General features: G+C 66.2%; 20 protein-coding genes. 12 read left to right on the top strand and 8 right to left on the bottom strand.

The window, feature by feature from the left end:
* Positions 1 to 21: 21 nt before the first annotated feature.
* The 3 genes from IWX64_RS09540 to IWX64_RS09530 are packed head-to-tail and all read left to right on the top strand — an operon-like array spanning position 22 to position 1,506.
* Positions 22 to 738: an energy-coupling factor ABC transporter ATP-binding protein gene (locus IWX64_RS09540; RefSeq protein ID WP_196866892.1), complete on the top strand. Its 717-nt coding sequence runs from the start codon at positions 22 to 24 to the stop codon at positions 736 to 738.
* The gene (locus tag IWX64_RS09535) at positions 735 to 1,370 is read left to right on the top strand and encodes an energy-coupling factor transporter transmembrane component T family protein (RefSeq protein WP_196866891.1); all 636 of its coding nucleotides are present in this window, start codon (positions 735 to 737) and stop codon (positions 1,368 to 1,370) included. Before IWX64_RS09540 ends, IWX64_RS09535 begins: the two co-directional genes overlap by 4 nt.
* On the top strand, positions 1,363 to 1,506 hold the full coding sequence (locus IWX64_RS09530; RefSeq protein ID WP_196866890.1) for a hypothetical protein: 144 nt from the start codon (positions 1,363 to 1,365) through the stop codon (positions 1,504 to 1,506). The genes IWX64_RS09535 and IWX64_RS09530 overlap by 8 nt, the downstream gene beginning before the upstream one ends.
* Positions 1,507 to 1,559: 53 nt before the next feature.
* On the opposite strand, the gene IWX64_RS09525 is transcribed toward IWX64_RS09530, so the two are convergent.
* From IWX64_RS09525 to IWX64_RS09500, 6 genes are all read right to left on the bottom strand, one after another.
* Positions 1,560 to 1,889: a metal-sulfur cluster assembly factor gene (locus IWX64_RS09525; RefSeq protein WP_196841456.1), complete on the bottom strand. Its 330-nt coding sequence runs from the start codon at positions 1,887 to 1,889 to the stop codon at positions 1,560 to 1,562.
* Between the two features lie 46 nt (positions 1,890 to 1,935).
* The gene (sufC, locus tag IWX64_RS09520; protein ID WP_196866889.1) at positions 1,936 to 2,724 is read right to left on the bottom strand and encodes a Fe-S cluster assembly ATPase SufC; all 789 of its coding nucleotides are present in this window, start codon (positions 2,722 to 2,724) and stop codon (positions 1,936 to 1,938) included.
* Positions 2,725 to 2,802: 78 nt separating this feature from the next.
* A complete protein-coding gene (locus IWX64_RS09515; RefSeq protein ID WP_196866888.1) occupies positions 2,803 to 3,162 on the bottom strand; it encodes a non-heme iron oxygenase ferredoxin subunit in 360 nt (119 codons plus the stop codon).
* Entirely contained in the window at positions 3,162 to 4,427 is a 1,266-nt protein-coding gene (gene sufD, locus IWX64_RS09510) for a Fe-S cluster assembly protein SufD (RefSeq protein ID WP_196866887.1), read from the bottom strand. Before sufD ends, IWX64_RS09515 begins: the two co-directional genes overlap by 1 nt.
* 3 nt (positions 4,428 to 4,430) lie before the next feature.
* The gene (sufB, locus tag IWX64_RS09505; protein ID WP_171585131.1) at positions 4,431 to 5,906 is read right to left on the bottom strand and encodes a Fe-S cluster assembly protein SufB; all 1,476 of its coding nucleotides are present in this window, start codon (positions 5,904 to 5,906) and stop codon (positions 4,431 to 4,433) included.
* Positions 5,906 to 6,721 carry a helix-turn-helix transcriptional regulator gene (locus IWX64_RS09500; protein ID WP_196866886.1) on the bottom strand — a complete coding sequence of 272 codons (816 nt, stop codon included), beginning with the start codon at positions 6,719 to 6,721 and terminating at the stop codon, positions 5,906 to 5,908. The genes sufB and IWX64_RS09500 overlap by 1 nt, the downstream gene beginning before the upstream one ends.
* Before the next feature lie 168 nt (positions 6,722 to 6,889).
* Here IWX64_RS09500 and IWX64_RS09495 point away from each other — a divergent pair, with 168 nt between their 5' ends.
* The 3 genes from IWX64_RS09495 to IWX64_RS09485 are packed head-to-tail and all read left to right on the top strand — an operon-like array spanning position 6,890 to position 9,601.
* The gene (locus IWX64_RS09495; RefSeq protein ID WP_196866885.1) at positions 6,890 to 7,840 is read left to right on the top strand and encodes an ABC transporter ATP-binding protein; all 951 of its coding nucleotides are present in this window, start codon (positions 6,890 to 6,892) and stop codon (positions 7,838 to 7,840) included.
* The gene (locus IWX64_RS09490) at positions 7,837 to 8,580 is read left to right on the top strand and encodes an ABC transporter permease (RefSeq protein WP_196866884.1); all 744 of its coding nucleotides are present in this window, start codon (positions 7,837 to 7,839) and stop codon (positions 8,578 to 8,580) included. The genes IWX64_RS09495 and IWX64_RS09490 overlap by 4 nt, the downstream gene beginning before the upstream one ends.
* A gap of 4 nt (positions 8,581 to 8,584) precedes the next feature.
* Positions 8,585 to 9,601 (top strand): COX15/CtaA family protein, encoded by a 1,017-nt coding sequence (locus IWX64_RS09485; protein WP_334683228.1) that lies wholly within the window; start codon positions 8,585 to 8,587, stop codon positions 9,599 to 9,601.
* Here the strand turns inward: IWX64_RS09485 and IWX64_RS09480 are convergent.
* Both IWX64_RS09480 and IWX64_RS09475 read right to left on the bottom strand, forming a co-directional pair.
* Complete coding sequence (locus tag IWX64_RS09480) at positions 9,585 to 10,490, bottom strand: dihydrodipicolinate synthase family protein (RefSeq protein ID WP_196866883.1); 906 nt, start codon at positions 10,488 to 10,490, stop codon at positions 9,585 to 9,587. The two genes, IWX64_RS09485 and IWX64_RS09480, sit on opposite strands and share 17 nt — an antisense overlap.
* A gap of 42 nt (positions 10,491 to 10,532) precedes the next feature.
* The gene (locus IWX64_RS09475) at positions 10,533 to 11,477 is read right to left on the bottom strand and encodes a heme o synthase (protein ID WP_196866882.1); all 945 of its coding nucleotides are present in this window, start codon (positions 11,475 to 11,477) and stop codon (positions 10,533 to 10,535) included.
* Positions 11,478 to 11,846: 369 nt separating this feature from the next.
* Between IWX64_RS09475 and tkt the strand changes: the two genes are divergently transcribed.
* From tkt to pgl, 6 genes are read left to right on the top strand one after another with little or no spacing between them, the layout of a single operon-like run.
* Positions 11,847 to 14,027, top strand: a complete 2,181-nt coding sequence (gene tkt, locus IWX64_RS09470; RefSeq protein WP_196866881.1) for a transketolase — start codon at positions 11,847 to 11,849, stop codon at positions 14,025 to 14,027.
* A 26-nt stretch (positions 14,028 to 14,053) separates the two neighbouring features.
* The gene (gene tal / locus IWX64_RS09465) at positions 14,054 to 15,166 is read left to right on the top strand and encodes a transaldolase (protein ID WP_196866880.1); all 1,113 of its coding nucleotides are present in this window, start codon (positions 14,054 to 14,056) and stop codon (positions 15,164 to 15,166) included.
* Between the two features lie 5 nt (positions 15,167 to 15,171).
* Positions 15,172 to 16,827 (top strand): glucose-6-phosphate isomerase, encoded by a 1,656-nt coding sequence (locus tag IWX64_RS09460; RefSeq protein ID WP_196866879.1) that lies wholly within the window; start codon positions 15,172 to 15,174, stop codon positions 16,825 to 16,827.
* Complete coding sequence (zwf, locus tag IWX64_RS09455) at positions 16,827 to 18,371, top strand: glucose-6-phosphate dehydrogenase (protein WP_312883990.1); 1,545 nt, start codon at positions 16,827 to 16,829, stop codon at positions 18,369 to 18,371. The genes IWX64_RS09460 and zwf overlap by 1 nt, the downstream gene beginning before the upstream one ends.
* Positions 18,368 to 19,309, top strand: a complete 942-nt coding sequence (locus tag IWX64_RS09450) for a glucose-6-phosphate dehydrogenase assembly protein OpcA (RefSeq protein ID WP_196866922.1) — start codon at positions 18,368 to 18,370, stop codon at positions 19,307 to 19,309. Before zwf ends, IWX64_RS09450 begins: the two co-directional genes overlap by 4 nt.
* Positions 19,299 to 20,150 carry a 6-phosphogluconolactonase gene (gene pgl / locus IWX64_RS09445; protein WP_196866878.1) on the top strand — a complete coding sequence of 284 codons (852 nt, stop codon included), beginning with the start codon at positions 19,299 to 19,301 and terminating at the stop codon, positions 20,148 to 20,150. The genes IWX64_RS09450 and pgl overlap by 11 nt, the downstream gene beginning before the upstream one ends.
* The last annotated feature ends 23 nt before the right edge of the window (positions 20,151 to 20,173 follow it).

The following is a 20,173-nucleotide window of genomic DNA, read 5'->3' as shown; positions in this document are numbered from 1 at the left end:
GCGGTCGCACCGGATAAAACCATGATTGTCTTTGAGGGTGCCGCGGTCAGCGTCACGGGACCGGAGGGTGAGCGCCGGATCCTGGCGCCCCTTAACCTCAGTCTCACCGAGCGTCGGATCGCGGTGATCGGTGCCAATGGGTCGGGTAAATCCACCCTGCTGAAGCTCATCAACGGCCTGGTCCCCCCTACGGCCGGACGGGTGGCGGTGGAGGGACTCGACACGGTCAAGGCCGGCCGGGCGGTCCGCCAGCGCGTCGGGTTCGTCTTCACCGATCCCCTGTCGCAACTCGTGATGCCCACGGGACTCGAAGACGTGGAGCTGTCGTTGCGCGCCCGTCTCCGGAACCCCACCGAACGACGGACCGCCGCCCTGGCTGTCCTGGAGCGCCTGGGGCTGGCGTCCCTGGCCGAGCAGAGTATCTATGACCTTTCGGGTGGTGAGCGGCAGCTGATGGCACTGGCTGCCGTCCTCGCCGTCGACCCCGGCATCCTTGTGGCCGACGAACCCACCACCCTCCTGGACCTGCGCAATGAGCGCCGGGTCCGGCGGCTGTTCAGCGGCCTCGACCAGCAGCTGGTCTTCACGACGCATGACCTGGAGTTCGCGGGCGACAGCGACCGGGTTTTAGTGATCGACGACGGACGACTGGTGTTCGACGGCGCTCCCCGCACCGCCATCGACCACTACCGCCGCCTGCACCTGGACGCGGAAGCGCTGCCGGGAGACGACCGGTGAGGGGCCACGGAAGCCTGTTGGGCACCTACGTGGAGGGTGACTCGCGGCTGCACCGCGCTCCTCTATGGTCGAAGGGCCTCGCCGTCCTGCTCCTGTCGACGGGCGTACTGCTGGCCAATCGTCCCGCGGTCACCGGGGCGGCCCTGGTGCTGGTCGTCGTCGGGTATCTGGTGGGTGCTCGGCTGGCGCCGGTGCACCTGTGGCGGCCGTTGGCCCCGGTCTGGCCGATGCTGGTCATCCTCGGCGGGTACCAGGTGATCGTCAACGGCCCTGCGCCGGCGGTGCTGCTCGTGGGGAACATTGCCACCTGTCTCCTGGCTGCCCGCCTGCTCACCCTGACCACCGAGGGGCAGCGTCTGCTGGATGGGCTGGTAACCCTTGCCGTCCCGTTCCGCCGGGTGGGAGCAGATCCGGAGCGGTTTGGGCTGACCCTTGCCCTCATGACCCGCAGCATTCCCTACCTTGTCGGCTCGGTCGCTGACGTCCGGGACGCGGCGAGGGCGCGCGGCCTGGAGCGGAACCCGCGGGCCCTGGTCATCCCGGTGGTCATCGGCGCGGTCGCCTACGCGCACCAGACCGGTGAAGCGCTGGCTGCCCGCGGGCTTGGCGAGTCCGGCCCGGAGGATGGCTAACGCACCAGGAAACGGCGACCGCAGTGAAAATGGCAGCCGCAGAACGGCCGGCACAGCAGAAAAACGGCAGCCGCACCAGAAATATCTGGTGCGGCTGCCGTTTTACACTGCGGACTACCGGATCGCCCTGTCCTGAATACTGCGCCGTCCTAAATACTGCGTTGTCTTGAATCCTGCGCTGTCCTAGACCTAGATGTTGAACCCGAGGGCCCGCATCTGGTCGCGGCCGTCCTCGGTGATCTTCTCGGGACCCCAGGGCGGCATCCACACCCAGTTCAGACGCCAGTCGTCGACGACCCCGTCGAGCGACTGCCCCACCTGCTCCTCGATGACGTCCGTCAGCGGGCAGGCCGCCGTCGTGAGCGTCATGTCGATCAGGAGGGCGCCGTCGTCGGCGTACTTGAGCCCGTAGAGGAGGCCCAGGTCGACGATGTTGACGCCCAGCTCGGGGTCAATCACGTCCTTGAGGGCTTCCTCGACGTCGTCTATCGCGGTCTGTCCCGCGTTCACTTCACTCATTGTTGTCTACCTTCTCGAAGCGTCACCGAGCTCACTACCAACGAACCTAGGCGCCGGCCGGGGCAGCAGCTGAAGCCGGGGCGGGGGTTCCGAAGCGGTCGTAGCCTTCGGCCTCAAGCCGGTCGGCCAGCTCGGGGCCACCCTGCTCGGCGATCCTGCCGTCGACGAACACGTGCACAAAGTCAGGCTTGATGTAGCGCAGGATCCGTGTGTAGTGGGTAATCAACAGGGTACCCATTCCGCCCTTGGAGTGCTCGCGGTTGACGCCCTCTGAAACCACTTTGAGCGCGTCGACGTCGAGGCCGGAGTCGGTCTCGTCGAGGATGGCGAAGCGGGGCTTGAAGAGCTCGAGCTGGAGGATCTCGACGCGCTTCTTCTCGCCGCCGGAGAAGCCCTCGTTGACGTTGCGCTGGGCGAAGTCGGCGTCGATGCGCAGCTGCGACATCGCTTCCTTGACGTCCTTGGTCCAGTGGCGCAGGCTCGGGGCCTTGCCGTCCAGGGCGGTCTTCGCGGTGCGCAGGAAGTTGGTCATGGTCACGCCGGGCACCTCAACGGGGTACTGCATGGCCAGGAAGAGGCCTGCGCGGGCACGCTCGTCGACGCTCATGTCGAGGACGTCCTCACCGTCGAGGGTGATGGATCCGCTGTCCACGAGGTACCGGGGGTGGCCGGCGATCGTGGAGGCGAGGGTTGACTTGCCGGAACCGTTGGGCCCCATGATGGCGTGGGACTCGCCGGTGTTGATGGTCAGGCTGACGCCTTTGAGGATCTGCTTCCGGGCCCCCTGCTCCGTCTCGATGCTGACGTGGAGGTCCTTGATTTCAAGGGTGGACATCTGTGGTTCTCCTTCGCGCCCTGCGTGGCAGGGAGTGCAATGTGGGTTAGACCGTGGTGGTCGAAAGTGTGTGGGTGGCTAACCGAGGTCAGGGACAGCGGCACCGTTGGTGACGGTGCTGATGTCCACGTAGACCTCGTCGCCGTGGATTTCCAGGGCAAACACCGGGACGGGTTCGTAGGCTGGCAGCTGCAGCGGGGCACCGCTGCGCAGGTCGAACTGCGACCCGTGGCCCCAGCACTCGATGACGCACCCCTCGACGTCGCCCTCGGAGAGGGAGATGTCGGCGTGGGAGCAGGTGTCTCCGAGGGCGTGGATGGCGCCCTCGGAGTCCTTCACCACTGCCACCGGGTAGTCGTCGATCAGGATGCGCAGGGCCTGCCGGACCTCAATGTCGTTGACATTGCAGACCAGCTCGCCCTTCGGTGCGTCGGCCATTAGATGTTTCCTGCCGCGAGTTCCCGCTCGACGGCGTCGGTGAGCCGTTCCTCGAGCTCTGGCACCTTGATCTGCTGGATGACCTCGTTGAGGAACCCGCGGACCACCAGCCGGCGGGCGGTCTTCTCGTCGATGCCGCGTGCCATCAGGTAGAACAGGTGCTCGTCGTCGAACCGGCCGGTGGCGCTGGCGTGGCCGGCACCCTCGATGAGCCCGGTCTCGATCTCCAGGTTGGGGACCGAGTCGGAGCGCGTGCCGTCGGTCAACAGGAGGTTACGGTTCGTCTCGTACGTGTCCGTTCCCTCGGCCGCCTTGCGGATCAGCACGTCGCCGACCCACACGGTGTGGGCGTCCTGGCCCTGCAGTGCGCCCTTGTACGTGACACGGGATTTGCAGTTCGGTACGGCGTGGTCCACCAGGAGCCGCTGCTCCAGGTGCTGGCCGGCGTCGGCGAAGTACAGTCCGTACATTTCCACCTCGGACCCGGGTCCGGTGAAGAGCGACGACGGGGTCATCCGCACCAGGTCTCCGCCGAGGCTGACCACCACGTGCTTGAACTTTGCGTTCCGACCGATTTTGGCCTGCTGGGTGGAGGCGTGAACGGCGTCGTCGTCCCATTCCTGCACGCTGACTACCGTGAGCTCGGCCCCGTCTCCGACGACGATCTCGACGTTCTGCGCGAGGGTGGTTTTCCCGTGATGGTCCAGGACCACCACTGCCTTCGAGAAGCGTTCCGCGTTGATGATCAGGTGCTGCGCGGCCGGAGCCTCGTCGACACCGTTGATGCTGATCTTTACGTCGGCGTCGGCAATGGTCTCCACCGGAATGGTCACCACTGTCGCCTCGGTGAACGCCTCCCAGGCCGCAGCCGACACCCGGTCGTCGGGAACGGACGCGGAGCCGATCCGCGAGTCGTCCCGACCGACCGTCTCAACGGTGACGTTGGTGGCACCCGTCACGTCAACAGTGGGTCCCGCGCCGGTCAGCGGCTGGTTGTGCAGGCCGCGCAGACGCTTCAGCGGCGTGAACCGCCAGTCCTCTTCCCGGCCATTCAGTGGCGCAAAGTCGGCCAGCTTGTAGGACTTCAGACGTTCCCCGCGGGACGCCTCCGGGATGACCGGGGCGTCGCCGTGGCTATGCTTCTTGGCGCCGTGCTGCACAGTCCCTTCGTTGAAGGGGGAAAGGTTCTCCCCTTCCTCGGTGAAACCGTCGATGGCAATTTTCTCTGCGGACGCTGGTGCGTCCAGCTGGGTAGCTTCAGCCATGTGTTAGCCCACGGCCCCTTCCATCTGGAGTTCGATCAGGCGGTTCAGTTCTAGTGCGTACTCCATGGGGAGCTCACGGGCGATCGGCTCGATGAATCCGCGCACGATCATTGCCATGGCCTCATCCTCGGGCATGCCGCGGGACATCAGGTAGAACAGCTGTTCCTCGCTGACCCGCGAGACGGTTGCCTCGTGGCCCATCGTGACGTCGTCCTCACGGATGTCCACGTATGGGTACGTGTCCGACCGCGAGATCGTGTCGACCAGCAGAGCGTCGCACCGCACGGTGTTCGCCGAATGCTTGGCACCCTCGCGAACCTGGACCAGGCCGCGGTAGGCGGCTCGCCCACCACCCCGGGCAACCGACTTGGAAATGATCGATGACTTGGTGTTCGGCGCGATGTGCACCATCTTCGACCCGGTGTCCTGGTGCTGGCCCTCGCCGGCAAACGCGATCGACAGGGTCTCGCCCTTGGCATGCTCGCCGACCAGGTACACGGCCGGGTACTTCATGGTGACCTTCGAGCCGATGTTGCCGTCGACCCACTCCATGGTGGCGCCCTCGTGGGCGATGGCCCGCTTGGTGACCAGGTTGTACACGTTGTTCGACCAGTTCTGGATGGTGGTGTATCGGACGCGGGCGTCCTTCTTCACCACGATCTCGACGACGGCCGAGTGCAGGGAGTCCGACGTGTAGATCGGGGCGGTGCAGCCCTCGATGTAGTGCACGTAGGAACCCTCGTCGGCAATGATGAGGGTGCGCTCGAACTGGCCCATGTTCTCGGTGTTGATGCGGAAGTAGGCCTGCAGCGGGATTTCGACGTGTACGCCGGGTGGCACGTAGACGAAAGAGCCGCCGGACCAGACCGCGGTGTTCAGCGAGGCGAACTTGTTGTCGCCCACCGGGATGATGGAGCCGAAGTACTCCTCAAAGAACTCGGGGTGTTCCTTCAACGCGGTGTCGGTGTCCATGAAGATGACACCCTGGCGTTCGAGTTCCTCGTTGATCTGGTGGTAGACCACCTCGGACTCGTACTGGGCTGCCACGCCGGAAACGAGGCGGTTACGCTCGGCCTCGGGAATCCCGAGCTTCTCGTAGGTGTTCTTGATGTCCTCCGGGAGTTCCTCCCAGCTGCCAGCCTGCTTCTCCGTGGAACGCACGAAGTACTTGATGTTGTCGAAGTCGATGCCCGACAGGTCGGCACCCCATGCGGGCATGGGCTTCCGGTCGAAGTACTTCAGGCCCTTCAGCCGCAGGTCGAGCATCCATTCTGGCTCGTCCTTCTTGGCCGAAATGTCGCGGACCACCTCTTCGCTGAGTCCACGCTTGGCGTTGGCACCGACGTCGTTCTTGTCGGACCAACCGAAGGCATAGTTACCGATGCCTTCGAGCTCGGGGTTGCGCTCCAGGATGTCGCTGATTACTGCTTCCGGAACGGCTGCCTCTGCCATTGTCTTCTGGTCTACTTGATCCGTCATCACGGCCTTTCTTGCTGATGGGTGGATACGGTCGGTTCTAGCTCGGAGGTGTCAGCTCCGGCGGGGGCAGGTGTAACCCGGCCCACGGGAATATGGGTGGTGCAGACGTGGCCGCCGCGGGCGAGCGTCGACAGCCGCCGTACATCGACGCCGAGCAGCCGGGAGAACACTTCGGTCTCCTGATCGCAGAACGACGGGAATTCGGCGGCCAGCTCCTGGACGGGGCAGTGCCCCTGGCAGAGCTGGACGGCCAGCATGGCAGCGTTGGGGGCGTTCCGGCCCACGACCGTGGTCGACCCGACAAAACCGTCGGTGGTCAGGGCGCTGGCCAGGGCACGCGCCCGGTCTTCGAGGTCCGGGCCTGCGGCTTCCACCAGGGGACGGTACCGGGACTCCATTTCGGCGAACCGGGTGCGGGCGAACTGCTCGACGGCGTCCGGGCCGGCCACGTCCTGCAACTGTGTGAGTGCGGCCTTGGCGATGGAAAGGTAGTCGGTGCCGAGCTCGGTCTGCCCACGCTGGCTCAGGACGTAGAGCCGGGCGGGACGGCCGGCGCCGGAGGACGGATTACCGACGAGTTTCACTTCGATGAGCTGCTTGCGGGACAGGGCGTCAAGATGGCGTCGGACCGCTGCGGGGGTGAAGCCGAGGCGTTCGCCGAGTTCGGCGGCGCTGACGGGTCCGTGCTCCAGGACCGCTGCCAGGACCTTGCTGCGGGTCCGGTCTTCTGCGTCGGAGGGGCGGGGCATCACGGACCGGGAACCGGCTGGGCGTGCTGGAGCCGGATAGGTATTGGCTGGCTGTATCTGGCTCATTTCGCCTCCTCTGGAATCCGGCCTCGTCGGGAGCCACAGAAATTTCTGTGTCCATTTAATAGACAACACAATCATGTCCTAATCTGTTCCCTACTGCCAGTAAGGTGAGGCTACCCAGCGCGCCGCTCGCAGGATGGGCACCTGTACTACATGCCGTAGAATAATTGAGTGCCAAACCCGTCTCCCGCGCTTGAAGTCACAGCGCTCGTCAAGGACTTTGGACCCGTATCGGCGCTCGACGGCAAAATGGTCAGGGTGCTCGACGGCGTCCACCTTCGAGCCTACCCCGGGCAGGTGACGGCCCTCCTGGGCGCCAACGGTGCCGGCAAGACCACCACCCTTGAATGCGCGCAGGGTCTGCAACGCCCTAACGGTGGGACCGTCAGGTTGCTGGGGGAAGACCCATTCAACGCCGGGGCGGCACTGCGCAGCAGGGTGGGGGTCATGCTGCAGGAGGGCGGGCTTCCGCCGTCGGCCCGACCGTTGGCCCTGTTGAACCACGTGGCGGCCATGTATGGCTCGCCGAGGCCCGTCGCTGAACTGGCCGGCCGGCTGGGCATCAATTCCTACGCCGGCACCGGCATCCGGCGGCTATCCGGCGGTCAGAAGCAGCGGCTCGCCTTGGCCTGCGCGCTGATCGGCAACCCCGAAGTGCTGTTCCTTGATGAGCCGAGCGCTGGCCTGGATCCGCAGTCACGCACCATCGTCTTCGACCTGATCCGCGAACTCCGCGCCGAGGGGTTGGCCATCATCCTCACCACCCACCTGCTCGACGACGCCCAGAAGCTCGCCGACTACGTCTATATTCTCGACGGCGGCCGGACGGTGACCCACGGCACGGTGGCCGACCTGACCGCCGACGACGCTGGGGACACCTACCGTGACCTGCGATTCCAGGCCGTCCCCAGCCTGGACCTCCCGGCAGCAGCGTTTCCAGCACTCACCCTGCGGGAAACCGAGCCGGGACGGTATTCGGTGGCCGGCTGCTTCACCCCTGCCGACCTGACGGCGCTGGCGCGGTGGTGGGAAGACGCCGGAATTCTGCCGGTCGCCATCACCATGGAGCCACGCTCCCTGGAAGACGTGTTCCTTGACATCTCCGGACGGGAAATCCGATGAGTACGGCCGCTCCCCTGACCAAACGGATCCTCCTTCAGGGCCGCTACGAGGCGCTGGCCATGCTCCGCAACGGTGAGCAGCTGGTCCTCGCCATCGCCCTCCCACTGCTGGGGCTGGTGGTACTGGTCCTCACCCCGTTCCTCGACGGAATGGCATCGAGCCGAATCGACGCCGCAACCCCCGGCATCATCGCCCTCTGCGCCATGTCCACCGCGTTCACCGGACAGGGGATCGCTACCGGGTTTGACCGCCGGTACGGGGTACTGCGGTTTCTCTCGACCACTCCCCTGGGCAAACCCGGGCTGATCCTGGGCAAGGCGCTCGGCGTCGTCGTGGTGCTGGCGGTTCAACTGGTGGTGATCTGCACGGCCGCGGCGCTCCTGGGATGGCGGCCCGATCCTGCGGGCCTGCTGATCGGGCTGGTGCAATTGATCCTGGGCGCTGCCGCGTTCACCGGCCTGGGCCTCCTGGTGGCCGGAACCCTCCGCCCGGAGGCTACCCTCGCTGTGACCAACCTGCTGTGGATCCTGCTGGCGGTCGGCGGCGGCATCGTGCTGCCGGGAACCCTGCTGCCCGACGCCATCCGTCCGTTTGTCGACATCCTGCCGTCCGCCGCGCTCGGCGATGGACTGCGCTCAGCGCTCATCGACGGGGCGTTCAACCTCCCCGCCCTGCTCATCCTCGTGGCCTGGGCAGTCCTGTCCAGCCTCGCCGCCATCCGCTGGTTCAAATGGAGTTAGTTTCATGACACACCCTGCACCCACCGGCTGGAGCCGCGTCACGGCGAAGCTCCCCCGCACCACCTCCCGGCTCGTCCGTCGACTGGCCCTTGCTTCGCTGATCTCCCAGATCATGATCGTGGTCACCGGGGGCGCCGTCCGGCTCACCGCGTCGGGGCTGGGTTGCCCCGAATGGCCCCGGTGCACCGCCACCTCGATCGTCAACACCCCGGAGATGGGCATCCACGGGGTCATCGAGTTCGGGAACCGGCTGCTCACCTTCGTCCTGACGGCGATCGCCATCGCCATGGTCGTGTCGCTCTGGAACCTCCGCAAGGAGCGCAAAGATCTGTTCCGGCTCGCGATCGCCCTGGCCGCCGGCATCCCCGCCCAGGCCATCCTCGGCGGTATCACCGTCCTGACCCAGCTCAACCCCTGGGTGGTGGGCTGGCACTTCATCGTCTCGATGGTCCTGATTGTGCTGGCGACTGTGCTTCTCAACCGGGTCCGGCTCAGCACCGCACAGGCGGCGAGCTCAGCCTCGCCCCTCGGCTCGCGGCTCCTGCGGCAGATCCTGACCGCCGCGGCGGCCCTCACCGCGATTACGGTCTTCCTCGGCGTCATCGTCACCGGTTCCGGACCCCACGCGGGCGACGCCGGCGCCGCCCGGAACAACCTCGACCCGGACCTGATGACCCGCATCCATGCGGCGCCCGTCTACCTGCTGGTCCTGACGGTCGCCGTCGCGCTGGTTCTCGTCTACCGCGAATCTTCGGCACCACGGCTGAGGAAGTCGGTGGAACTCCTCGCCGCCGTGGTGCTGGCGCAGGGCGCCGTCGGCTACCTGCAGCATTTCCTCCACCTGCCGGTCGCCCTGGTGGCCCTGCACATGCTGGGGGCCTCAGTGTTGACAGCAGCAATGGCGAACAGCCTGTATCTGGCGGTCAGCCGCAAGGAGCGCGCCACGCTGACGACCAATTCCGCAGGCGCCGGTTCAGCGGGCGCCGGGGTGGCATCGGCGGATCTCAGAGACGCCCGGTAACCTCCAGCGCGTCGACCAGGCGGGCAAGGTCGCGCTGCTCGCTGCCCGGGACCGGCAGGACGGGTAGCCGGGGTTCGCCGGCGTTCACGCCGCAGGCCTTCGCCAGCGAGTGGAGCCCGCTCAGTTTCCGTAGCCGCAGGACCGCCTGGACCACGGGGAGCAAGAGTTTCCGCGACTCAGCGATGCGTGCCGCATCACCGCTGAGGACCGCCGCCCGGAACTCGGTGTAGGCGACGGGAAGCAGCGCAGCCGGGCCTGTGTGCCAGGCGTCGGCGGCGACATCGCCTGAGGCAATCAGGAGGTCGCCGCTGAGTCCGTGGCTCACCGGCTGGTTGGTCAGGGACCGCAACCGGTCGTAACGCTGCCTGAAGGTTACGACGTCGGCGGCAGTGTCCTTGAAGGCGACCACGTTGGGCAGGTCCAGGAGTTCGGCAACCAGTTCCAGATCGTAGTGGAACTGCGTGGTGCCCGGATTGTTGTAGAGGCAAATAGGCAGGTTCGTCACGTCGCAGACGGCAGCGGTCTGCGCGGCCACCTCGTCGTTGTTCAGGGGCACGTACGAGACCGGTGACAGCACCACGCCCGACGCACCGACGCGCTCCGCGTCGCGGGCGGCGTCCAGCACCTCCCGGGTGCCCACCGAGCTGATGCCGACCACCACCGGGACGTCGGCGCCCGACGCGCTGACGGCGTCCACGGCGGTCTCGGCCACCCTGGAGCGCTCCTCGGCGCTCAGGTAGGCAAAACTGCCCGATGAACCGAGCACCGCTATCGCATCAACCCCTGAGGACGCCAGCGACGCCACCAGCGAGGACAGCTCGGGGAAATTGATGTCACCGTTCTCGAGGAAGGGAGTGACCGGATACGCGATAAGACCGTTGAACACCATGTGCTCATGCTAGCTGTCTTGCCCCCGGCGGGGCGCACAGGGTTAGAAGACCGGGCCGCCGATGAAGGGGTCGATGGCCAGTGCCAGGAACACAACGGTGAGATAGCTGATGGAGCCGTGGAAGACCTTCATCGAGCCCTTGTCGGTCACGGTCCCGCGGACGGCCGAGGTGTGCAGCTTGTGCGTTTCCGACAGGAACCAGATGCCAGCGGCAACGGCGGCCACGGTGAACACCCAGCCGGCACCGCCCACGGGGATCAGCAGCAGGGAGCAGGCGACGGTGGCGTAGGCGTAGAGAACCACCTGGACGGAGACCACGCGGGCTCCCGCGATGGCGCCCAGCATGGGTACCTTCGCTGCGTTGTAGTCGTCGCTGTACTTCATGGAGAGCGGCCAGTAGTGCGGCGGCGTCCACAGGAAGATGATGAGGAAGAGGACGACGGCGGGCCACTCGACGGTGTTGGTCACCGCGGCCCAGGCGATCAGGACCGGCATGCAGCCAGCGGCGCCGCCCCACACGATGTTCTGCGGGGTGCGGCGCTTGAGTATCAGCGAGTACACCACCACGTAGAAGAAGATCGCGGCCACGCCGAGCGCGGCGGCCAGCGGGTTCGCACCGAACCACAGCACGGTGATGGCTGCGATGCCGAGGACCCAGGAGAAGATCAGTGCTTCCCGCGGTGTCACCTCACCGGTGACCAGCGGGCGCTTCTCCGTACGGTGCATGACTTTGTCAATGTCCCGGTCGATATAGCAGTTGAACGAGCCTGCACTACCTGCCGCCAGGGCCCCGCCCACCATGGTGGAGATGATCAGCCAAACACCGGGCAGACCGCCCTGGGCAAAGATCATGGTAGGTAGCGTGGTCACCAGAAGCAGCTCAATGACCCGCGGTTTGGTCAGCGCGAGGTAGGCCTTCGCCTTGCGTTTGAAACCCGTACTGCTGCCCGTTGTACTGGCAAGGCCCGGATCCTGCTCGGTCTTCACGAGGTAACACTGCCGTTTCTGCTGGGGGGAAAGTCCTCTCTCATCATACCGTCCCGTCCATCCCAGATTTTACAGCGTGTAGAAGTATGGGCCCCCGTTGCTGGGGCGAGACTCTCCGCGTCACGATGTGCACAATGAATTTGATTAACTGCCCAAAGCGATAGGGTTGACGGTAACGCCCAGGCCGTTTCCGTCGGTGCCATCTGCCGGTGTGAGCGGAGCGTGGGTAGCGACAATGCAGATCTAGACGACAATGCAGATTTTCAACGGTGAACGGCCAGCTGGCCAGGTGCTAGGGGACGGCGATCGCCAGTCTTACTGAGGCGCCGCGGCGCTGGCCGTGGAGCACAGAGAGGGGCTGAGGTTTTCGTGCCGCAGCTTGATACGCAAGAACTGACCTGGACTGACCTGGACAACCGCGCGGTGGATGCCGTGCGCGTGCTGGCAGCCGACGCTGTGGAGAAGGTGGGTAACGGCCACCCGGGCACGGCGATGAGCCTGGCGCCCGCGGCCTACCTCCTCTTCCAGAAACTGATCAGGCACGACCCCTCCCAGCCTGAGTGGACCGGCAGGGATCGTTTCGTCCTCTCCCCCGGTCACACCTCGCTCACCCTTTACATCCAGCTCTTCCTCTCCGGCTACGGCCTGGAGCTCGAGGACCTGCAGTCCCTGCGAACGTGGGGCTCCAAGACCCCCGGACACCCGGAGTACCGGCACACGGCCGGCGTTGAGATCACCACCGGGCCGCTCGGCCAGGGCCTGGCTTCCGCTGTCGGTTTCGCCTACGCCCAGCGCCGCATGCGCGGCATGATGGACCCCGACGCCGCAATCGGCGAGAGCCCGTTCGACCACACCATCTGGGTCATCGCTTCCGACGGCGACCTGCAGGAGGGTGTCACGGCCGAGGCCTCCTCGCTGGCCGGGCACCAGGAACTCGGCAACCTGGTGGTGCTCTATGACGAGAACCACATCTCGATCGAGGATGACACCGACATCGCGTTCACCGAGAACGTTCTGGGCCGGTACGAGGCGTACGGCTGGCATGTCCAGCGCGTCGACTGGACCAAGACCGGCGAATACGTCGAAGACATCGAAGAGCTCCACCGTGCCCTGACGGCTGCCCGGGCCGAGACGTCGAAGCCGTCGATCGTCTCCCTGCGCACCATCATCGGCTGGCCCGCCCCCACCAAGCAGAACACCGGAAAAATCCACGGCTCCGCCCTCGGCGCCGACGAGGTTGCGGCTTTGAAGGAGACGCTCGGCCTCGATCCGGCCAAGCACTTCGACGTGGCCCCCGAGGTCCTGGACCATGCACGGCAGGTGGGTGAGCGCGGGAGGGCCCTGCGGACTGAGTGGGAGCAGTCGTTCGCCACCTGGCAGCAGGCCAACCCGGACAACGCGAAGCTCCTGGACCGGATTTCTTCCCGCACGCTTCCTGATAACTGGGATGACGCACTCCCCACCTTCGAGGCCGGCAAGGACATGTCCACGCGTGCGGCGTCGGGCAAGGTGCTCTCGGCGATCGGCCCGGTGCTCCCCGAGCTGTGGGGCGGCTCCGCTGACCTCGCGGAATCGAACAACACCACGATCGAAGGATCGCCGTCGTTCGTCCCCGTGGGCAAGCAGACCGACGCCTGGCAGGGCAACCCGTACGGCAGGGTGCTGCACTTCGGCATCCGGGAGCATGCGGCAGCGGCGATCGTCAACGGCATCGTCATGCACAGCAGCACCCGGGCCTTCTCCGGTACCTTCCTCATCTTCAGCGACTACCAGCGGCCAGCCGTCCGGTTGGGCGCGTTGATGGGAGTGCCGTCCATTTACGTGTGGACCCACGACTCGATCGGCCTCGGCGAGGACGGTCCCACCCACCAGCCCGTGGAACAGCTCGCGGCGCTCCGCGCAATCCCCGGTCTCGACGTCGTCCGCCCGGGCGACGCGAACGAGGTTGCCGTCGCGTGGCGCACCATCCTGGAGAACACCGAAAACCCGGCCGGCATTGTGCTCACCCGGCAGAACATCCCGACGTACGAGCGTGGTGAGGGTGCCGCCAACGGCGATACGTTCGGCTCGGCCGAAGGCGCTGCCCGCGGAGCGTACATCCTTGCCGAAGCAGCGCAGGGAACCCCCGACGTCATCCTCATCGGCACCGGGTCGGAGGTCCAGCTGGCTGTCGAGGCGCGCGCGACGCTTCAGGCCGAAGGGATCGCCGCACGCGTCGTCTCGATGCCGAGCCTCGAATGGTTCAACCGGCAGGACGAGGCGTACCGCGAGTCGGTACTGCCCGGCAACGTCCTGGCACGGGTCTCCGTTGAAGCCGGCGTAGCCCTGGGCTGGCGCGAACTCATTGGCGACGCCGGCCGATCGGTCTCGCTGGAGCACTTCGGTGCGTCAGCCGACTACAAGCGCCTGTTCAACGAGTTCGGCATCACTGCCGAAGCCGTGACCCAGGCCGCCCGCGACTCCATCGCCGCGGCAGGCAACCACCGGGCACCGAACGGCACGCCGGCCTGGTCCGGCCCCACCTCATCCGAAACCGGCGACCAGCAGTAACCGTCGACAATCCAAGGAGATCCACTATGACTTCTACTCCCACGGCAGACCTTTCTGCCGCCGGCGTTTCCATCTGGCTCGACGACCTCTCCCGGGAGCGCATCAACTCGGGCGCGTTCAAGCACCTCATCGAGGAGCGCAACGTGGTTGGTGTGACCACCAACCCGAGCATCTTCGCTGCCGCACTGCAGCAGGGCGAATCGTACGCCACCCAGGTTGAAGCCCTCGCGGCCGCCGACATCCCCGTCAATGACGCCGTCTTTGACATCACCACCCACGACGTCGCCCAGGCCTGCGACATTTTCGCTGCGGCAGCGAAGAGCACCGACGGTGTCGACGGCCGGGTGTCCATTGAGGTGGACCCACGCCTGTCGAAGGACACCGAGGGCACCATCGCCGAGGCGAAACGGCTCCACGCCAAGGTGCAGCGCTCCAACGTCCTGATCAAGATCCCCGCCACGGTGGAAGGTCTCGAAGCCATCGCGGCGACCATTGCCGAGGGGATCAGCGTGAACGTGACGCTCATCTTCTCGCTGGAACGCTACCGTGCCGTCATCAACGCCTTCATGCTGGGCATTGAGCAGGCCAAGGAGAACGGACACGACCTCTCCACCATCCACTCGGTAGCCTCCTTCTTCGTGTCCCGCGTGGACAGCGAAGTGGACAAGCGGCTGGACGCCATCGGCACCGACGAGGCAGCGGCCCTCAAGGGCAAGGCCGGGCTCGCGAACGCACGACTGGCCTACCAGGTATACGAGGAGCTGTTCGACACCGAGCGGTGGGCGGTACTCGCAGCAGCAGGTGCCCGTCCTCAGCGCCCGCTGTGGGCCTCGACCGGCGTCAAGGATCCCGCCCTGCCGGATACCCTGTACGTCACCGAGCTGGTGGCACCCGGCGTCGTCAACACGATGCCGGAAAAGACGCTGGAGGCCACCGCTGACCACGGCGTCATCACCGGGGACACCGTCACCGGGTCCTACGAAGACTCCCACGCGGTCCTCAACGACCTCGAGAACATCGGTGTTTTCTACGTTGAAGTGGTTGAACAGCTGGAAATCGAAGGGCTGGACAAGTTCGTGGTGAGCTGGAACGAGCTCCTCGAAACCGTTCAGACCGCATTGGACAAGGCGAAGGGCTAAACCAGATGAGTTCCATGACGCTCGCGGCGGCCGGCGCCGCTTTGGAAGCCATCGACCGCGTCACCGCCACCCTCGTCGAGGACAGGGTGGCGTCGCGGCTGATGGCCAAGGATTCCACCCTGTGGGGTCACGACGCCGAAGCGGAGGCGGCGGTCCGGTTGGGCTGGGTTGACCTCGTCGACGCGTCCCGCGGCCTCGTCCCGGGCATCATGGAACTGCGGGATTCCCTGCGGGCGGAAGGGGTCAGCCGGATCGTCCTGTGCGGCATGGGAGGTTCCTCCCTGGCGCCCGAGGTGATCACCCAGACCGCAGGCGTCGAGCTGACGGTGCTCGACTCCACCGACCCGGACCAGGTCCGCCGGACGGTCGGGGAACGGGTGGCGGAGACGGCCGTGGTGGTCTCCTCGAAGTCGGGGTCGACCGTCGAAACCGACTCCCAGCGCCGGATCTTCGAGGCTACCTTCACTGCAGCAGGCATCGACCCGCTGAGCAGGGTGGTCATCGTCACCGACCCGGGGTCTCCGCTGGACGCCTCAGCCCGTGAGGCCGGCTACCGCGCCGTATTCAACGCTGACCCCACCGTCGGCGGCAGGTACTCAGCCCTGACCGCGTTCGGGCTCGTCCCTTCCGGTCTGGCGGGAGTCGACCTCGATGCCCTGCTGGACGACGCTGAGGAAACTGTCGAGTTCCTCGGCGAGGACGATCCGACGAACATCGGATTGCGGCTGGGAGCCGTGCTGGGCGGCACGAGCCCCCTGCGGGACAAGATTGTGTTCGCCGATGAGGCGTCGGGGATCCCCGGACTCGCCGACTGGGCGGAGCAGCTCATCGCTGAATCGACCGGCAAACTGGGCACCGGTGTACTGCCGGTGGTCGCCGAGGAGTGCGCGCCGGAGATCCTTGCCGGCGACGACGACGTCCTCGCCGTCCGCCTGACCGCACCGGACGCCGACATTGAGCCCGTGGGGAACCAGATCACCGTCAGCGGTAGCCTCGGCAGCCAACTACTCGTGTGGGAGTTCGCCACCGCGGTTGCCGGACGGCTCCTGGGCATCAACCCGTTCGACCAGCCCGACGTGGAGGCCGCCAAGACAGCCGCCCGCGGCCTGCTCGATGCGCAACCCGAGTCCACCCCCGCGAATTTCGTGGACGGTGCCGTGGAGATCCGCGCCGATGGAGGACTGCTCGGGGACGCCAGCACCCTCGGCGATGCTCTGCAGCAACTCTTTGCGACCCTCGAGCCCAACGGGTACCTGGCCGTCCAGGCCTACCTGGACAGGTCCGTGCAGTCACGGCTGGAAGACATCAGGTCACCACTCGCGTCCCTGACAGGGCGTCCCGTTACGTTTGGCTGGGGTCCCAGGTTCCTGCACTCCACCGGGCAGTTCCACAAGGGTGGTCCGGCGCAGGGTGTGTTCCTCACCATCACCGGTGCAGCGGCTGAAGACCTGGACATCCCCGAGCGTCCCTTCACCTTTGGTGAACTGATTACCGCGCAGGCGGCAGGCGACGCCCAGGTCCTCGCCGGCAAGGGACGCCCGGTGCTGAGCCTGCACCTGGCAGACCGGACTGCTGGCCTGGACCAGCTCGTTCAGGTGGTCTCCCATCTGCTCAGCGGTGCCGCAGGCCAGCGGGCCGTCAACGAGAACGGCACACCATAGTGCCCGACTCAACCGACGCGCGACCCGCCAACCCGCTGCGGGACCCGCGCGACCGCCGGCTCAGCCGTATCGCCGGGCCGTCGTCGCTGGTGCTCTTCGGGGTCACCGGGGACCTGGCCCGCAAGAAGCTGATGCCAGCGATCTACGACCTGGCGAACCGGGGGCTGCTGCCGCCGAGTTTCGCGCTGATCGGGTTTGGCCGGCGGGACTGGGACGATGAGAGGTTCGTCGAGGAGGTGCGCGAGGCTGTCACCCAGTACTCGCGGACCCCGTTCGATGAGACCGTCTGGGAGCAGCTTTCCGCCGGGATCAGGTTCGTGCAGGGAAACTTCGACGACGACGACGCCTTCGGGCGGCTGGAGGTTACCCTTCAGGAGCTGGACTCCAGTCGCGGAACCCGGGGGAACCACGCGTTCTACCTGTCCATCCCGCCGAAAGATTTCGAACTGGTCTGCCAAAAGCTCTCGGAGCACGGCCTCGCCCAGCCCAACGAGGGCCAGTGGCGACGGGTGGTCATCGAGAAACCCTTCGGGCACAACCTGCAGTCGGCCCGCGAACTCAACGCCGTGGTGGAACAGGTCTTCCCACCGGACGCCGTGTTCCGGATCGACCACTATCTGGGCAAGGAAACCGTCCAGAACATCCTGGCCCTCCGGTTCGCGAACCAGCTGTTCGAACCACTGTGGAACGCCAACTACGTGGACCACGTCCAAATCACCATGGCCGAGGACATCGGCATCGGCAGCCGGGCCGGCTACTACGACGGGGTTGGCGCGGCCCGCGACGTCATCCAGAACCACCTGCTGCAACTGCTGGCACTGACCGCAATGGAAGAACCCATCTCCTTCAACGCCAACGACCTCCGGGCGGAAAAGGAGAAGGTCCTCGCAGCGGTGAAACTCCCGGACGACCTCTCCGGTTCCTCCGCGCGTGGTCAGTACGACGCCGGATGGCAGGGCGGTGAGCAGGTCAGGGGCTTCCTGGAGGAAGAAGGCATCCCCGCACAATCCACCTCCGAAAGCTTCGCTGCGCTCCGCCTCGACATCCATACCCGCAGGTGGAGCGGCGTTCCCTTCTACCTGCGGGCGGGTAAGCGGCTGGGCCGCCGGGTGACCGAGATCGCCGTTGTCTTCAAACGTGCACCCAACCTGCTGTTCCGGGACCACGGGGAGGACGACTTCGGCCAGAACGCCGTCGTCATCCGCGTGCAACCGGATGAGGGCGCGACCATCAGGTTCGGTTCCAAAGTGCCCGGCACCCAGATGGAGGTCCGGGATGTCACCATGGACTTCGGCTACGGGCACTCGTTCACTGAGTCGAGCCCCGAAGCCTATGAGCGGCTGATCCTCGACGTGCTGCTCGGCGAGCCGCCCCTGTTCCCCCGGCACGAAGAGGTGGAACTGTCCTGGAAGATTCTCGATCCTTTCGAGGAATACTGGGCATCCCTCGGCGACCAGCCGGAGAAGTACGTGCCGGGAAGCTGGGGCCCGGCCTCCGCTGACGAGCTCCTCGCCCGTGATGGAAGGACGTGGCGCAGGCCATGATCGTCGAACTGCCTGACACCACCACCTCAAAGGTGTCCAAAGAAATCATGACGCTGCGCGACAAGGGCGGAGTCGTCGCGCTGGGTCGGGTGCTCACCCTGGTGGTCATCACGTCGTCCGGCCACGAGGAGGAGGCGATCCTCGCTGCGAACCTGGCCAGCCGTGAGCACCCCTGCCGGATTATCGTCCTCGCGCTCGGCTCCGATGAGGAGCAGACCCGGCTGGACGCCCAGATCCGGGTGGGCGGTGACGCCGGCGCCTCCGACGTGATCGTCCTCAAGGGCTACGGGCAACTCGCCGAGGAAAACGAATCCCTCGTGTCGGCGCTGCTGCTCCCCGATGCTCCCATAGTGGCCTGGTGGCCCCACGGTGCACCGGAAAACGCCTCCCGGACATCCATCGGCAGTATTGCGCACCGGCGGATCACCGATGCAGCCAACGAGCCGGACCCCGTGGCTGCCCTGTCAACGATCCGGGGGACCTACGCGGCCGGTGACACCGACCTGGCCTGGACCCGGCTGACAAATTGGCGGATCCAGCTCGCGGCGGTCCTCGACCAACTGGACGACTCACCCATTACCGCTGTCACAGTGGAGGGTGCAGTGGATTCGCCCAGCACCGTGCTCCTTGCCGCCTGGCTTACCCTGGCGCTGGACGCACCGGTCACCATCGCAGCCGGACCGGCGGGCACCGGACTGCGTCGGGTGAGGTTGTCCCGACCCGCAGGCGACGTCGAATTGAACCGGCCCCACCAGTCCGTCGCCGAGCTTTACCAGCCGGGCCAGCCGGTGCAGCGGATTTCCCTGCCACGGCGGAGCCTGCAAGACTGTTTGGCAGAAGAGCTCCGCCGTCTCGACCCGGATGAGGTATTCGGCGAGGTGATTATGGAGGGGCTCGCACGGACCAACCTAAGGAGCGTGCGTCCAAGTGAACGCTGAACCCAAAGTAAGTATCCACCCTGATTCCTCGTTGCTGGCGGCCACTGTCGCCGCCCGGTTGATCACCCGGCTCGTCGACGTGCAAAACGAACGCGGATCCGCGACCGTGGTGCTCACCGGTGGCGCAATCGGTACTGCGGCACTCGCGGCCGTCGCCGAATCGCCGGCCTGCTCGGCGGTCGACTGGAGCAGGGTCGACTTCTGGTGGGGAGACGAACGCTTCCTCAGCGCCAGCGACCCGGATCGCAACGCAGTCCAGGCACGTGAGGCCCTTCTCGGGAAGCTCGGCCTTGCCGAGTCCCAGGTCAACGAGTTCGGTTCGAGCGATGACTTCGCAGACCAGGACGCTGCCGCGGCCGACTATGCCGCGCGGCTTCAGGACGCCGCCGACGCCGAACGGGCCCTCGCCGGTGATGGAACCGCCGACGGCAACCGTGCGGGAGACAGCCAGGATGCACGGCTCCCCCGGTTCGATGTCCTCTTGCTGGGGGTGGGACCGGACGCCCACATTGCGTCCCTGTTTCCGGAGATGCCCGGTATCAGGACCAAGGAGCAGACCGTGGTGGGAGTGACGGACGCGCCGAAACAGCCACCGTTGCGCATTTCCCTGACCCTCGAGGCGTTGAACTCCGCGCAGGAGATCTGGATCGCCGCGGGCGGGCAGGACAAGGCGGGCGCAGTGGGCCTTGCCCTGGCCGGTGCAGGCACTGTGCAGGTTCCAGCGTCGGGTGCACGCGGCCGGCGCAAGACGCTCTGGCTTATCGATCAGGAAGCAGCGGCTCAACTTCCCGGGCGGCTGATCGACTCCGGGAATGACGAACCCGACGACGAGGCTCCTTGAGATTCAGCTGCGCTAGGTAACCA

It is taken from the genome of Arthrobacter sp. CAN_A212, assembly GCF_015752345.1.
GTDB lineage: Bacteria > Actinomycetota > Actinomycetes > Actinomycetales > Micrococcaceae > Arthrobacter_D.
This window is presented reverse-complemented; position numbering and strand designations above follow the sequence as displayed.

Bases quoted from the DNA above. Each gene is read 5' to 3' on its own strand.
- IWX64_RS09540 (WP_196866892.1), top strand. From the start codon at position 22: ATGATTGTCTTTGAGGGTGCCGCGGTCAGCGTCACGGGACCGGAGGGT.
- IWX64_RS09530 (WP_196866890.1), top strand. From the start codon at position 1,363: ATGGCTAACGCACCAGGAAACGGCGACCGCAGTGAAAATGGCAGCCGC.
- IWX64_RS09525 (WP_196841456.1), bottom strand. From the start codon at position 1,889: ATGAGTGAAGTGAACGCGGGACAGACCGCGATAGACGACGTCGAGGAA.
- sufC (WP_196866889.1), bottom strand. From the start codon at position 2,724: ATGTCCACCCTTGAAATCAAGGACCTCCACGTCAGCATCGAGACGGAG.
- IWX64_RS09515 (WP_196866888.1), bottom strand. From the start codon at position 3,162: ATGGCCGACGCACCGAAGGGCGAGCTGGTCTGCAATGTCAACGACATT.
- sufD (WP_196866887.1), bottom strand. From the start codon at position 4,427: ATGGCTGAAGCTACCCAGCTGGACGCACCAGCGTCCGCAGAGAAAATT.
- sufB (WP_171585131.1), bottom strand. From the start codon at position 5,906: ATGACGGATCAAGTAGACCAGAAGACAATGGCAGAGGCAGCCGTTCCG.
- IWX64_RS09500 (WP_196866886.1), bottom strand. From the start codon at position 6,721: ATGAGCCAGATACAGCCAGCCAATACCTATCCGGCTCCAGCACGCCCA.
- IWX64_RS09490 (WP_196866884.1), top strand. From the start codon at position 7,837: ATGAGTACGGCCGCTCCCCTGACCAAACGGATCCTCCTTCAGGGCCGC.
- IWX64_RS09485 (WP_334683228.1), top strand. From the start codon at position 8,585: ATGACACACCCTGCACCCACCGGCTGGAGCCGCGTCACGGCGAAGCTC.
- IWX64_RS09480 (WP_196866883.1), bottom strand. From the start codon at position 10,490: ATGGTGTTCAACGGTCTTATCGCGTATCCGGTCACTCCCTTCCTCGAG.
- tal (WP_196866880.1), top strand. From the start codon at position 14,054: ATGACTTCTACTCCCACGGCAGACCTTTCTGCCGCCGGCGTTTCCATC.
- IWX64_RS09460 (WP_196866879.1), top strand. From the start codon at position 15,172: ATGAGTTCCATGACGCTCGCGGCGGCCGGCGCCGCTTTGGAAGCCATC.
- IWX64_RS09450 (WP_196866922.1), top strand. From the start codon at position 18,368: ATGATCGTCGAACTGCCTGACACCACCACCTCAAAGGTGTCCAAAGAA.